This window comes from Bacillus sp. FSL H8-0534, assembly GCF_038005885.1.
In the GTDB taxonomy this organism is placed as follows: domain Bacteria; phylum Bacillota; class Bacilli; order Bacillales; family Bacillaceae_G; genus Bacillus_A; species Bacillus_A pseudomycoides.
This window is the reverse complement of record NZ_JBBOUC010000001.1, coordinates 42178-55153: the sequence shown is the minus strand read 5'-3', so window position 1 is coordinate 55153 and position 12976 is coordinate 42178. Positions and strand designations below refer to the sequence as shown.

Here is a 12976-nt window from a genome sequence, read left to right as displayed (position 1 = left end):
TTTTATTATTTTGAATTTTCAAGCGGAATAGGTGTATCACCATTATGAAGTACTTCAACTTTAATATTAGGATAGTCTTTTTGAAATTGCTGAATGATTTTATTGCAACTACCACATGTATCCTTTTCGGTGAACAATCTGATAGTTCTCGTCACATCTTTATTACCACCTAATCTATTTGCTACGTCATTTAGTATTTTATACTCTGTATCTGCATCTCTAAGGTAAATATCCCCTGCATTGTCAGGTGCTTCAGTTGCCTTGTATACCGGGTTCTCGGGTTTGAATGAAAACTCCTCTGTTCCTGGAATTCCTTTTGCTGAGTTATGAATGCCACTATGTGCATAGAAATCTGTCTTATCAACACCTGTAACATTTACTTCTGCATATGCAAAATTACCCCGTTCTTTATATTTATTAGATAATCCTCCTCTTGCTTCAGCCACCTTATCAATAATATGTTTATCAGCTTCTGGATCAATCAATTTGGTAGGGAATCTACCTCCACTATCACCCGTACCCTTAGCAAGCGAAGCTTCAATCCCCTGAATCTTACCATCCATAAACTTAGTACTCGCTGCATGGCGTGCATTAACCCACTCGGTAACCTTCCCTGGGCCACCTTGCTTCCCTATCAATGCACCGTCTTCAGCTGCTTCAACGCCTTTGAAGGAAGCTGTTACATAATCTACACCCTCGGCTATTTTTGGGCCAAGCTGATACATCTTATCATTTGCAGATTTTCTATCTTTAAGCTGATCAGTTTTACATAAACTAGCTATCAGCTTTCTTATATGAATCTTTTATTTAAAATCAAATCATTTTCTTCTAAAACAAAAAGGGCCACCTCATAAGCAAGCAAAACCGACTTATAGGGCAACCCCTTTATTTTAACTATCTATTAATCATGCAATTTGTTTAAAAACTCAGTGAAAGTACTTGCTACATAAAATACATTTTCTCTGGCAGCTTCTTCTGTCATACCTTCATCATCTATTAATTCCTCCTTTTCAGTAGCACCTTCATGCTCCCAAAATACTACATTAGGATTACTGTCATGATTTTTATAATCAAAGCATATTAAATTTCCTGCTGGGTCAAAAGCTATAGGGATGACCCTATTTGGTAAAGTTTTTTTATAATCAGCATAAACTGAAAGAATGAATTCATCATTCTCAATATCAAATGATAGAAGCGTTCCAAATACTCTTTCTTTTCTATTGACATCAAATAATTTTGGTTCAACGTTTCCACCATTATTCTTTTTAACACAGTCTATATAGTCTTTAGGGAAAGATACCCCAAGCTTATTAGAAACCTCTAAAACAACCTCTTCACTTATTGGTTTATCAGCAAATTGCTACTGTAATTGACCCATTAATTTTCATCCCTCCATAGCTTTTCGCCACCAAGATAACTTATCTTATGTTTTCTAGAAGGTAAGAGTTGTATTTTTCCGACTACTTGATGAAGGTGCCAAGTTAACCCTTAAATTCTTGAATTTCCTGCCTCTATTTGTGCTAGCTGTTTTGAAGTAAAAAGGTCTTTTGAAATTTCATTGTTTTCTATTGCTTCTCTTAACTCATGCGTACAAGTAGAAAATAATTTTTCATCTGACCCATTTAGTATATCTCCTTTTAGTTTTAGCATAAATTTTTGGTTTTCTCCAATAAATAGCGGATAACCAATCAAATCATATTTAATATCAGTCACAATTTTTCCTCCATAAACTCTTCTTTTAATTCTTTTCCTTTACTCAATACCCAGGAAATTATCCGAAATTTATAAAAAGTAAATTTTTCAACTTATTCCTATAATAAATAATCCTTTTTTATAGAATAATTTTATTTAAAATAAAATTGGGTCTACACCAAAATATGTTCTTGAATGGCATACTTTATTGATTATGAGGAATATTACTTTAACTTTATTACACGCAATAGGAATCAAAGGGTTACTAATTCACTAACAAACACCGCTTTTAATATATATCCATAAAATCAGGTAATAAATTTTTGTTATTCGAATATCTTAATGACATTTTATTCTTCTTTATAAAGCATATCTAAAAAGCTCGTAAAACTGTCAGCAATATAATAAATACTCTCTCTCATAACCTCATCTGCTTCTTGAACTGATAATCCTTCTTCGATAAGTGTCTCCCTATTCTCAGATTCTTCATGATCCCAAAAGACAACAATTGGGTTATCTTCATGATTCTTATAATCAAAACATATTTTATTTCCAGCAGGATCATCTGCAAAAGGAATTATTTGATTAGGTAAACTAGATTTCAAATTACTATATGTTTTATAAATGTTGGATGTAGCATTTTTATCAAAACTACATAGTGAACCGAATACTCGACCTTCTTCATTATTTTTCACATCAAAAGATGAAGGCTCGACAATAGCCCCCCCATATTTTTTCACACACTGAATGTAATCATTAGGATATACAATTTTTAAATTCTCGGCGAATTTTTTAATAACCTCTTCACTAACTTCTTTATCTGGATATAACCATTTTAAATCATCCCTCATTATCGTTTACCTCCCCATAATTTTTTACCACCTAAATGACGTGCTGATTCGTGCACATCTTGCACAACTAACTGTAATTTACCCGCCCCTTGATGATGATGCCATATTAAATCAGGGATTCTCGCTGCTTCTTGATCAATTAATCTCAATTGTTTGACTGTAAACAAATCTTTTGATATTTTCCCATCTTCTATTTCCTTTTTCAAAGCATTGGTGCAAGATTTAAATTGATCGGTATCCCTTGCAATTAACAAATCCTTTCTTTACTTATTTGTAAATTTACCATTATATCTAATATTTTTAGTAAAAATCACGAATACTTTGAATAGGATATCTAGCAGAGTGCATTGCCCTTAATTTATTGAAACGGTAACCTTGTAATGCTATATACCGATTTCTTTAAACCTTTATCCGCTTTGCCTCTCTATCTCTTTCCTTAATAATCTTTTTCACCAATAATAAAAAGTTTTCTATCCATCTATTCCCTTAACATTTTTTGATCCAATGCGTATATACGATGATCACTAATTTTAGTATAAGTTCCACTTTCCATATTAATCCAGACCAGCCTACAATCCCTTTTATTGGTGCTATGCACAAAGGGCATTAACTAAGATTAAATTTCCTCAGTCAATGCCCTTAATTTTAATGATTCTTTACTACTTCAATCACATTCTCAATATTATCTTTTAACTCATTATTTTTAGCTTCTTCATATTGATAATACCCTTGAATTCCTCTATGAATGATAGAATGCATAGTTGGATGAAATGATTTATCTGTACACTCAATTAAAAAATTACAGAATTCCGCACTAGCTGCTGGAGAATAAAAGAACATTTCTATCAATATATCAATTGTAGCTCCCTGTATTTGTATGGCGTTCTTTTTATTTTTTAAAGAATAACCATTTATCATACCAAAACAAAATGTTGCTATTATTTGCTTTTCTTGTTCGTTTAATATTTCTGGAACCAATTGTGAAGTATTTAAAAACTGCTGAATCATTTTTTTCACTTCACTGTAATATTCTACATCATTAGTCATTTTTGTCCCCCTAATATATAAATATATTTCCTTCTGGATACTTTCCATTCCATCCACAAGGAATATGTCCACTTAAATAGATTTCTAGCATTTCGTTATAAAATGCTGACTTATAATATTCTTCATAAGATAGTACCATTATTATACTTACTATATCGAATTTAATAGCATTTAATATATCTTTTGGTAACCCCAATATCGTTATTTGTTTTTCAATATTGTCAGTAATTTTTGGTAATACCTCTGCTTTGATTTTTTTAACTAAGGTGTTCCAATTTTTATTATATATTTCTGGTTCATTCTTTGCTAAATAACCCGTTAAATTATTACTTTCTTCAAGACAAATATTTTCCCATTCTATCCCATTCACACTCTTAACCATTTTCTTTTTATTTGATAAATAGGTATACTCAATTCCTTGAGGCAAATTACTCTCTGTTCCACAATGTTTTAACCAATTACTAGACAATACCGCTTCCACTACAGAAGTATTTAATTCCATGTAAATGCTCCTTTATTTAAGTTTTGGTAAATTAATTCTACCAGGAATCCTTGGAACAAAATCGTCTCCAGCTAATTTATAAAACAATTGTTGTTCTGTTGCTCGTTGAACGGCCTTCTGAGCTTGTGTATCACTCAAACCAGCTGACTTTAAAGTTATATATTAGACCTTACTTTTGCTATACCTACTTTTTCCTTTTCCTCCTTGCCTTTTTTGCATGCAAAAAAGACCCATTCCAACTCATCACTCAAGTTGGAATAAGCCTTTTAAATTTATTAAGCGTGTTTGACAAATTTTTTAGCGTTTGATTTGTTGATTGTATCGTACAATCCTACTTCTAAAAAGTAAACCCACGAATTGATTTTCATGTACATAGTGTTTATCCAATATTAAATTTATGTCTAATTTCTTTCAAGCAAGCTTCAACTTCCTCTGCATTATGTTTATTCCGAGATACATAATTTTCACTGACCTCTTTTAAATAATTATAAAATGTTTCATAGTCTACAATTGCATAGACTTCCACACTTGTTACTGGCGGAATCGTAGTAAAGTTGACTCCAGTATCTCCAAAATACTCCTCATCATGTAGTTGACATTCGGTAGCAAAGTAGCAACTTGTAAATCCAATTCCAAATCCTTTAGCAAGTTTAAAATGATGTAATGCTTCTAAGAAATATCCGTCTCCAATGGTATTAAAATAAGCTTCCATATTCTGAACTTTTTCCTCAAAATTTTCTACGTAATAAATTTCATCATCCATTATCAACATTCTCCTTAGACTATTGTTTAGGAAACACATGGAAGAAATTTTTAACCTCTCCAGTTGTTTTATCAATATACCCTATAAATTGTAACTTTTCTCCTCCTATATCTGCATATCCAACAACTTCATTGGAAACAGCATTAGGCCGAGAATCTATTTAAATTCTGTTATTGCTTATTCCTTCAGCCATCGCCTCCCTCCCCCACTTTAATATTTGTTCATCAGAAATTACATTAGGGTCATAAACAGTTTTAGGATTCTTATACTCTTTCCACTGACCTGTAAAATTCCCTTTTCCACCATTTGCCGTACTCAATCCATCATAAGCTGGTAGTTTATATTTTATCTCGTATATACCATCGATATTTTGGTGAGGTGTCTTGGTTACAATAGCTTGATTGATATCCGTTATTTGGTTGCCGAAATTATCCAAAACAAATTTCTTGAAATTGTCAAATTGTGACCTCCTTTAACACCAATTGTTGGTTTTGCCTTGAAACCTTCTACCTCTATTAAATGGGTATCATATCCTGGCTTAAAAATAATATTTTCACCCATACCCTTAACTCCACTAACTTCCTTACTAACTCCTGAACCAGCATTCCCTATTCTCGTAGCAAGTGAAGCCTCAATCCCCTGAATCTTACCATCCATAAACTTAGTACTCTCTGCATGGCGTGCATTAACCCACTCGGTAATTTTCCCTGGGCCAACTTGCTTCCCTATCAATGTACCGTCTCCAGCTGCTTCAACACCTTTGAGTGTAGCTGTTACATAATCTACACCCCCGGCTATTTTTCCGCCAAGCTGATACATTTTTTCATTTCCGTATTTTTCTACTTTTAGGCTTTCTAGTCTCACGCGGTCAGGCCTAATATTTTTGCTGTCTTGGAATGATTGTACTATATTTGAATGAAGAGTAGTTTCTCCATCTCACCTTTTCGCTAATAATCCAAAGTTTATTATTACTTTGACCCCTTTTACAATTTTCCTCTACTATCTCCGTATACTGTACATAACCATTACAAACTATAAAAATTTAATGAATCTTTTAATTCTATACTTAAATGCAAAAAGCACTCGTTGCCTTTCGCAATCAAGTGCTTTTTTGCTAACTATATGAATTAATTTGTTACAATTCTTATCCTCAAACCAATGGTCCTATTTAATTTCGTAAGTTTATGGTTTGTTCTCTGCGAAAATAAGTCGTATATTTAAAATTGCTTTTCGTCTACGTATCGTTCTTATTTTCATAAATAAATATCGTTATATAATTCCATAATTGCCTAACCATCATGAGTTCTTCATTCTACATATTTATTTCCTTATATTCTTAGTAAAAAGATCTATTCACTACTTGGTAGCCCAAAAATAAATAAGTACTTTTTACTTAATCTCATCGTCATTAAAAATGGCTTCAAACTCCTCATCAGTATAATCTCTATTACTTGATAGATGATAACGATGAGGTATCCCGTTATGGTCTAGAACATGATCTACAACACCTTCTTCATCAGAAACAACAAAAATAATTTCATCATCACCTTCATATGTCTTGGGTGTGATATCTGCCAAAACGAGCCAAGCACTTCCTTTAATTCTATAAAATTCACTATAAAATCTTACGGACCTTTCTATATCCTCATGTATGATCCCATGTATATTATGCTTTTTCTGATATCGCTTAGCAATTTGAATAGCTTGACTTGCAGTTATATTTGTTTCCTTTTGTTCCATCACTATTTCTCATATCCTTTCCAATTAGGTAATGGCCATTGTTTGTTTCTAATGAAGAAAATATATCTTTGTGCTTCATATATCTCTTCAGCAATAAATTTTTCCTTATTCTTCATAATTTCATTATAAACGTACTCTTCTCTTTCTGATCTTGATTGTTTCAAATAATTTTCTTGTCCAAGTTCTCTAAATTGTTTAGCATGGTAGGATTCATGAAGGGCACTTAAAAGTGATGCGTCAGTTCTCAAAACCATTTGTTCAGTATAGGGGTCAAAGCCCCTCGCAACATTTCTAGGGAGAATTTTCTCCTTTTTGTCAAGAATAATTTTAATACCGATTTCATTCATGTCTTTCTTAAATTTCTTTAAATCTCGAATACTCATAATTCTTAATCCATCAGCTGTTAGACGAGCTTGACCACCAACAGGCATATCTTCCCACTCTTTAAAATCAAGATTACCCTTAGTAGATTCTTTTAATTCTAAATCCTTCGAACCACTCTTCAAATTCAACCCATCAAAAAACTCCGCCGATTTCTTCTCAAACACTGGCGCATTTTCCACAGATGTTTTCTTTTCTATATTCAGCGAAAGATTGCCTGATTTCTCTCCAGATAACCGGTTTGCATTTTGCGCTTGCCCCTTAGCAAGCGAAGCCTCAATCCCCTGAATCTCATCATTGATTTTCTTACTACTCTCAGTATGACGCGTATTAACCCACTTGGTAACATTTCCTGGGCTCCCTGCCAATGCACCGCTTCCAACTGGTTCAACGCCCTTGAAGAAGGCAAATGCATTATCCACACCCTCGGCCATTTTCCCGCCGAGCCGATACATTTTTTGAACAATATCTATTATTAAGGTCACTAGTTTGAGAAGGTCTAAAATCTACATACTCCAACTGAACAGTTCATTTTTTTATTTTAATCAAGAAAATTATTAATACCTATAAACCTATTCATCAAATTCTAACTCTTCCTTAATACATTTTCCATTTTTATCCTATTATGTTATCTCTAATTTACAAAATAAAACACCTAAATAACTTAAATTGTTTAGATGTCTTTATTACCGCATTTACTTATTTAATATTACTCATCATCTTCATCATAAAATAATTTTTTAGAAATTCAGTAAATGATCCCGCTATATAAAAATATTTTCTCGAGCAGTTTCTTCTATGACATAGTATTATCCTCTTGCTTTATTTAAAATTTCACGCATAACCGGTTCCTTTCCTTGAATATGATATTCCACCATGAACGAATCCCGTTTTATAGGTTTCCCACTATATACTGGTTCAATCCTTCCTGGCACTGTGAATAAAATTGTACGTAAAGATTCAAACGAACTTAAAGATAATAAGATTATGAAAGAGAATCCAGAGGACTAACTCCCGGATTCTTTTGTTAGAAAAATAATATCTAGCTAAAAGTTCTGCTTTCCAAGTATTTTATAGCATCAGAAAAAGGTCATATTTATGCATACCACTCATTATCTGAAAACTGGTCAGCATTTTCATTAGGTTTTACGTTAAATTCATTAATGAACCTTTTTATTTCCGACATAATTATTACTTGGTCTTTTCTGTCTATAATAAAACCTCTATGATTATTCCAACTCTTATCAATCTCCAAGTTTATACTTATCTCTCGCTCACACCAATCCATAAAATCATACATAATCAATGTAAAACAAATGTTTAACTTATCAATTGCCATCCACAGTTTCGCCTTTCCATCCTCTATTTCTTGTATGCGGATTCTTAAATTATTATCCACATACCACCGTGTATTTTGATTTTGTTTTTCCTCAATCATAATCATAACCTCCTGCTACTTATACAAACCCATTAACACATCTATTGCTGGAGTTGATTTTGTGCTGCCGTATATTACATCTTCTCATGAACCATATTTGTCAAAAAGTTGTTTTGGTGTAGGTTCTTTCTCTCTACCATACTTTTATTACATTTAGTCCCTCAAGGTTATTGGAATCAAGATATGATTGTATTCTATCCAAATTTCGCTTTTCAACCTTCTTTCTTGCAATTTCTTCAATCGACATTCCTTCATTTTGAAGTTTAGTAACCTACCTCATTTGTAAGCTGATTGCTTTTTTATTCCAATTTCTTAAGATACTTCAAGTTCTTGCAAAAGCAACTTCCTCTAGATTAATCGATTCAGAATTTATCTATAGGCGACCCTTGTTTATGTGAATATCCATAAACAGCATCAGAGTTAGCCTCAATTTCTTTTGCTATTTTAGGATTACTTAGAGGATCTATTTTACCTGCAACACCACTATCCTCCTTACCTAAACCACCATTTTTTATTCTCTCCACAAGCGAATCCTCAATCCCCTGAATCTCATCATTGATTTTCTTACCGCTCTCTGCATGGCGTGCATTAACCCTACTCGGTAACCTTCCCTGGTGTCCACCACCTTGCTTCTCTATCAATGTACCGCATCCAGCTGACAGTTTCACAAATAATCCAAGGCCAGTTGTTACTTTGATCCTTTTTACAACTTTCTCCTTACTATCATCGTACACTGTACATGGCCATTATAATCTATAAAAACAGCAACAAAGATGTAACACTTAGTGCACTTATAAAATTATAATGTATCTTTTCTATGCTAAAGCGCGAAAAAGCACTCGTCGTCTATTGTAGACAATGAACTGCACCCCAATTGTTAGACACGACTAACAATTGGGGTGCAGTTCATATCAAGCGCTTTAAGTTCGTAAGTTTTATAGCGACAGTATGACACCTATTACATGTTGTAACAAGTAATACATTAATACTTACGACTTTGTACGAGTTCGTTAGTTTAACTTCCATGTCATTGTATTTGTTACCCAGTAAAATGTCGTCTCGTCTAAACTTGTACTCCTCTTTCAATTAAATCATTGCATATAGTAGCCCATGATGGTACAACCATCATGAGTCTCTACTTTTAAACAACTGATTCATTTTTTATCAACTTCAAATAAATTCTCTTCACCTGTATGTTTAAAGAGCTTTATCGTTTTCATACATATATAAGCTTATAAAGTTACTATAACCCCTTGCGCCTACTTAGCATCATGAATAAAATCATTTTATCCAACATTAACTTAATCTCCATCTAACAGTTAAAATATTCTTTTAAAAACACATAAAATGCTGGCCAAGTTTCCTTTAACTCTCCGCTTAAAAGTAGCTCATCTCCACCTTCAAAATTAACCGAGTAAACTTTATCAGTTACACTATCAAGTACTAGTACAGCATTTGCTGACATTTCACTTAAAACTAGATACTTTTTAGGAAATCCATGTTCATTTCGAGCAATAATTGTGTATGATTCAATACTATTCTCTTCATCTACAACATCTAGTAACTCGTAAGGAACGTGTTCTTCCCAAAAAGGTCCTGCATATCGATAATAAAATTCTCTGAATGTATCAGATACTTCTACACCTAGGTTAGTTAATGTCTCCTTCACTTTATTCTTATCTTCACGTTTATAAATATCTTCTTCAAGAGCTTGGTCTAATTCATCAGGCAAAGCATTCATTGTAATTCCCTCCTAAAACTTCATTCCCTCTAGATTTCCAATAATTTATAGAATCTACTTTTTGAGTGCTCTTCTTATTGGCTCATCCATGGGATAAAATGGATTTAACTTCCCTTTATACGGATGTAATGGTGCCCTTTTGGCATTACTAATGTTATGATACCTAGTCGATGTTTCAAATAATGGACCCACTCCCTTTGTTCGAACCATATTCCAATCAATATCCCCTCTTTGATAGACTTTATAACTAAAGCCTTTTCCTTCTTTACCTGCATTATACTCTACACTTAAAAGCTCCTGCTGGCTGCAGCCTTGAATCCAGATTTTCTCTAACTATTTTTACGTTTGTATATGGTCATATCTGTTTTTCTTTCTACATTCAGATACATTATTATTAATCCTCCCAGCTTCTTTGCATAAAAATAGAACCAACGCTTCTTCTATTAGAAACATTGGTTCTATTCTTAGTTATAATATAAATCTATTTCTTCTTTTCATTACATCTTTAATTTAGAGCAAAAGGTGGTTAAATAGCAGAATATTTTAAAACTTTTTTTTAGTTTCATCAACTTAAAACTACTTTTTAATTTTATCTACCACTCTGCTCCTTTTCCCCTACTCACTGCTTAATTACAGTTACGCAGTAGGTTAGGACAGAATTTTGCATTGAAAAATATTATTACCCTTCAAATTTATCCCAAATCACTGTTCCTTTTCCAAGAATATTATTATCAAATGCCTCCAAAGCATTGTCTCCTACCCACCCTGTTGATTTGAATAATCTTCCTGATTCTGATATGTATAAATCTAACCCGAAATCATATAATGAACCTATAGGAATAACTTTATCATCAATAAAATCATCTAAGCCAAAACACGAACTATCTAACACACCTATGACTTCCTTAATACAAGTGGTATGTTCAGATATGTCCTTAGTAACCCCATCTGGCCAAATCCTTTCAACATTGAATTGTAATTCTCCAAACTCCTCCATAAATTTTTTTGCACTTTCAAAAACTTCAAAGTCTCTTTCTTCAAGAAACTTTACATTTTCTAATATGTCTATTTTTCTATCCTCATACCATCCCGCTTTTTTTAATTCTTCTATTGTCTTATTTGATATTTTCATTTTCATTTTCATTCCTCCTATTAATCAATATTATAGAAATCCAAAAACGTTCTACTACAATTCTTACAAGGTTTAGCAAAGCCACCTGGTAAGTTTTCTGTTCTAAGCACAAAATTATTATAGTGCTCATAAACAAGTTGTTGGAAATGAAGATATTAGCAATATTTAATCATGTTTTCCTTTAACTTCCCATACTCTATGTCTACCTTTTCCATTTAATTCATTTTCCTATACTTGTCTGGCCATTCCCCTTTCTTCTTTTGATTTTTGACATACAAAAAGCTCATTCCTTCTCCTTTTCAAGTTGGAACAAGCCTTTGAAATTTCATCAAATATGTTTATCAATTTTTTACATTTAATTTATTGATTGCACTGTATAAACTTACTTCTACCCCGTAAATCTTTTATATCGTTAGAAAATATTTATTAGATCAATTTAAACAAAACCCTTGTGAAACGCTCGACTAGCGCATTCTTTAATCAATAGAAAAGTTGTATCTTTCCAAAAACTTATTTAGTAATGTATCTTTATTAGATATAACATTTTCAATTTTTTCATAAGGTGTATCACCGTACTCTTCTATAATTTGTTCATTCAAATCAAGCAAAACTTCTTTAACTCTTTGATGTATACTTTCTCGACATCTTATCACAATTGCATAGTACCAATCTTTTTTATTAAATTTAATCAAAATAAAACTTTTTGGTTCTTTAAGACTCTTTATTAAACGAATAATCTCTGTTTCAGATTCATAATCTTGTATGTGCTCCATCTTATTTTCTCTTGTTAAATCAATGGGAATTCCCATTATCTCGCCTATTTGCTCCACTAGTTCATCAGTATATTCGTTAGGAAATTCATATTCATATTGCACTAAAAAACCTTGTTCCATATATCCTCTCTCCTCAATAAAATTAATCTGTAATGATGCTACCATTTCTCAGCTTATATATATTCCCTAAAGCATCATAAATATTTAAGGTAATATTTTTATAATCTGTACTAAAAGATTTTAATACATTATCGCAACTTAAACATACATCTCTTTCTGTATATAAATGTATTACTCCTTCAGCATCATAATTATCCTTCAGTTTATCACTAATACCTTCTATTATCTTATACTCTGTGTCTTTATCCCTTAAATATCCTTTCTCTAAATCAATTTGATTGTCTGAATTCACCTTAAGCACATCTTTATAGTATCTTCTATCTTCTAATTTTTTCGAAGAAACTCAGCCAGGTACTGACGTTACCTCTCCATTTTTGTTAAGGTTTCCATATTTGCTAAAGGATTTTAATTCTCCTTCAAAATGATTTTTGATATTTACCTCAGCATAAGCAGTATTACCAAGTTTAAATCCTGTCATATCCTCTTTTTGATATTTAGGTGGCAATAAACTTCTAGATGCATCTGCTTTATCCTTCAATCGTCGATAGTTATTTAAAGTTTTATCCAATCCCTCCGTAGGAACTTTCTGCTCACTCTTCAAATTCAACTCATCAAAAAACTCCGCCGATTTCTTTTCCAATACAGGTTCATTTCCCACAGATGCTTTCTTCTCTATATTCAGCGAAAGATTATCGAGTTTCTCCCCAGATAACCGGTTCGCATTTTGCGCTCGCCGCCCTGGCCAACTTGCTTCCTTATCAATGTACCGTCTTCAGCTGCTTCAACGCCTTTGAGT

19 protein-coding genes are annotated in these 12976 nt (G+C 32.5%); all 19 read right to left on the bottom strand.

Annotated features, from left to right (window positions below; translation table 11 throughout):
• Nucleotides 1-5: 5 nt before the first annotated feature.
• The gene (locus MHH71_RS00350; protein ID WP_006095356.1) at nt 6-725 is read right to left on the bottom strand and encodes a deaminase domain-containing protein; all 720 of its coding nucleotides are present in this window, start codon (nt 723-725) and stop codon (nt 6-8) included.
• Between the two features lie 176 nt (nt 726-901).
• Complete coding sequence (locus tag MHH71_RS00345) at nt 902-1342, bottom strand: SMI1/KNR4 family protein (protein WP_240517002.1); 441 nt, start codon at nt 1340-1342, stop codon at nt 902-904.
• Between the two features lie 146 nt (nt 1343-1488).
• A complete protein-coding gene (locus MHH71_RS00340; protein ID WP_006095354.1) occupies nt 1489-1713 on the bottom strand; it encodes an HNH endonuclease in 225 nt (74 codons plus the stop codon).
• A 329-nt stretch (nt 1714-2042) separates the two neighbouring features.
• A complete protein-coding gene (locus tag MHH71_RS00335) occupies nt 2043-2543 on the bottom strand; it encodes an SMI1/KNR4 family protein (protein WP_006095353.1) in 501 nt (166 codons plus the stop codon).
• On the bottom strand, nt 2543-2797 hold the full coding sequence (locus MHH71_RS00330; protein WP_139358608.1) for an HNH endonuclease: 255 nt from the start codon (nt 2795-2797) through the stop codon (nt 2543-2545). Before MHH71_RS00330 ends, MHH71_RS00335 begins: the two co-directional genes overlap by 1 nt.
• A gap of 391 nt (nt 2798-3188) precedes the next feature.
• Nucleotides 3189-3590 carry an Imm48 family immunity protein gene (imm48, locus tag MHH71_RS00325; RefSeq protein WP_006095351.1) on the bottom strand — a complete coding sequence of 134 codons (402 nt, stop codon included), beginning with the start codon at nt 3588-3590 and terminating at the stop codon, nt 3189-3191.
• 10 nt (nt 3591-3600) lie between these two features.
• Nucleotides 3601-4092 carry a hypothetical protein gene (locus tag MHH71_RS00320; protein WP_006095350.1) on the bottom strand — a complete coding sequence of 164 codons (492 nt, stop codon included), beginning with the start codon at nt 4090-4092 and terminating at the stop codon, nt 3601-3603.
• A 379-nt stretch (nt 4093-4471) separates the two neighbouring features.
• On the bottom strand, nt 4472-4855 hold the full coding sequence (gene cdiI, locus MHH71_RS00315; RefSeq protein ID WP_006095348.1) for a ribonuclease toxin immunity protein CdiI: 384 nt from the start codon (nt 4853-4855) through the stop codon (nt 4472-4474).
• 160 nt (nt 4856-5015) lie between these two features.
• The gene (locus MHH71_RS00310; RefSeq protein WP_033798979.1) at nt 5016-5291 is read right to left on the bottom strand and encodes a CdiA family toxin C-terminal domain-containing protein; all 276 of its coding nucleotides are present in this window, start codon (nt 5289-5291) and stop codon (nt 5016-5018) included.
• A complete protein-coding gene (locus MHH71_RS00305) occupies nt 5267-5719 on the bottom strand; it encodes a hypothetical protein (protein ID WP_006095346.1) in 453 nt (150 codons plus the stop codon). The genes MHH71_RS00310 and MHH71_RS00305 overlap by 25 nt, the downstream gene beginning before the upstream one ends.
• A gap of 525 nt (nt 5720-6244) precedes the next feature.
• Nucleotides 6245-6595, bottom strand: a complete 351-nt coding sequence (locus MHH71_RS00300; RefSeq protein WP_006095345.1) for a hypothetical protein — start codon at nt 6593-6595, stop codon at nt 6245-6247.
• A gap of 2 nt (nt 6596-6597) precedes the next feature.
• Entirely contained in the window at nt 6598-7398 is an 801-nt protein-coding gene (locus MHH71_RS00295; protein ID WP_255262399.1) for a zincin-like metallopeptidase toxin domain-containing protein, read from the bottom strand.
• A 674-nt stretch (nt 7399-8072) separates the two neighbouring features.
• On the bottom strand, nt 8073-8414 hold the full coding sequence (locus tag MHH71_RS00290; protein WP_018781703.1) for a hypothetical protein: 342 nt from the start codon (nt 8412-8414) through the stop codon (nt 8073-8075).
• A 362-nt stretch (nt 8415-8776) separates the two neighbouring features.
• The gene (locus tag MHH71_RS00285; RefSeq protein WP_003209528.1) at nt 8777-9148 is read right to left on the bottom strand and encodes a hypothetical protein; all 372 of its coding nucleotides are present in this window, start codon (nt 9146-9148) and stop codon (nt 8777-8779) included.
• A 578-nt stretch (nt 9149-9726) separates the two neighbouring features.
• A complete protein-coding gene (locus tag MHH71_RS00280) occupies nt 9727-10155 on the bottom strand; it encodes an SMI1/KNR4 family protein (protein ID WP_006095340.1) in 429 nt (142 codons plus the stop codon).
• A gap of 679 nt (nt 10156-10834) precedes the next feature.
• Nucleotides 10835-11287 carry an SUKH-3 domain-containing protein gene (locus tag MHH71_RS00275; RefSeq protein ID WP_033798978.1) on the bottom strand — a complete coding sequence of 151 codons (453 nt, stop codon included), beginning with the start codon at nt 11285-11287 and terminating at the stop codon, nt 10835-10837.
• 476 nt (nt 11288-11763) lie between these two features.
• Nucleotides 11764-12180 carry a hypothetical protein gene (locus tag MHH71_RS00270; protein WP_003209525.1) on the bottom strand — a complete coding sequence of 139 codons (417 nt, stop codon included), beginning with the start codon at nt 12178-12180 and terminating at the stop codon, nt 11764-11766.
• A 22-nt stretch (nt 12181-12202) separates the two neighbouring features.
• The gene (locus MHH71_RS00265; RefSeq protein WP_003209524.1) at nt 12203-12472 is read right to left on the bottom strand and encodes a deaminase domain-containing protein; all 270 of its coding nucleotides are present in this window, start codon (nt 12470-12472) and stop codon (nt 12203-12205) included.
• Nucleotides 12473-12523: 51 nt separating this feature from the next.
• The gene (locus tag MHH71_RS00260; protein WP_006095338.1) at nt 12524-12838 is read right to left on the bottom strand and encodes a hypothetical protein; all 315 of its coding nucleotides are present in this window, start codon (nt 12836-12838) and stop codon (nt 12524-12526) included.
• Between the last annotated feature and the right edge of the window lie 138 nt (nt 12839-12976).

Bases quoted from the DNA above. Each gene is read 5' to 3' on its own strand.
- MHH71_RS00270 (WP_003209525.1), bottom strand. From the start codon at position 12,180: ATGGAACAAGGTTTTTTAGTGCAATATGAATATGAATTTCCTAACGAA.
- imm48 (WP_006095351.1), bottom strand. From the start codon at position 3,590: ATGACTAATGATGTAGAATATTACAGTGAAGTGAAAAAAATGATTCAG.
- MHH71_RS00320 (WP_006095350.1), bottom strand. From the start codon at position 4,092: ATGGAATTAAATACTTCTGTAGTGGAAGCGGTATTGTCTAGTAATTGG.
- MHH71_RS00335 (WP_006095353.1), bottom strand. From the start codon at position 2,543: ATGAGGGATGATTTAAAATGGTTATATCCAGATAAAGAAGTTAGTGAA.
- MHH71_RS00280 (WP_006095340.1), bottom strand. From the start codon at position 10,155: ATGAATGCTTTGCCTGATGAATTAGACCAAGCTCTTGAAGAAGATATT.
- MHH71_RS00300 (WP_006095345.1), bottom strand. From the start codon at position 6,595: ATGGAACAAAAGGAAACAAATATAACTGCAAGTCAAGCTATTCAAATT.
- MHH71_RS00290 (WP_018781703.1), bottom strand. From the start codon at position 8,414: ATGATTGAGGAAAAACAAAATCAAAATACACGGTGGTATGTGGATAAT.
- MHH71_RS00350 (WP_006095356.1), bottom strand. From the start codon at position 725: ATGTATCAGCTTGGCCCAAAAATAGCCGAGGGTGTAGATTATGTAACA.
- cdiI (WP_006095348.1), bottom strand. From the start codon at position 4,855: ATGGATGATGAAATTTATTACGTAGAAAATTTTGAGGAAAAAGTTCAG.
- MHH71_RS00275 (WP_033798978.1), bottom strand. From the start codon at position 11,287: ATGAAAATATCAAATAAGACAATAGAAGAATTAAAAAAAGCGGGATGG.